This window comes from Arthrobacter arnarulunnguaqae, from assembly GCF_051262515.1.
Classification (GTDB): Bacteria; Actinomycetota; Actinomycetes; order Actinomycetales; family Micrococcaceae; genus Arthrobacter_N.
In genome coordinates, this window is the sequence record NZ_JBIMER010000054.1 from 1 (window position 1) to 256 (window position 256).

Consider the following 256-nt stretch of genomic DNA (forward strand, 5'->3'; position numbering starts at 1 on the left):
CCACCGGACAGCTGCAGGCGATGGACTCCAGGGCGCGGATCTTCCCCGCCGGGATGCGCCGCATCGTCGCCGCACGCGACCAGGACTGCTCCAACCCCTGGTGCGACGCCCCCTTCCGCCACCACGACCACATCGTCCCCGCCGCCGCCGGCGGACCCACCACCCTGGAGAACTCCCAAGCGCTCTGCGAAGAATGCAACTACGCCAAAGAAGCCCCCGGCTGGTCCGTGATCCCCGTCCCCGGCATCCGGCACAC

At 70.7% G+C, this 256-nt stretch carries 1 protein-coding gene; it reads left to right on the top strand.

Annotation, left to right across the window (positions count from 1 at the left end; genetic code table 11):
* Positions 1-256, top strand: a 256-nt coding sequence (locus ACHAAJ_RS15630; RefSeq protein WP_435729164.1) for an HNH endonuclease, incomplete at both ends; no start/stop codon positions are given.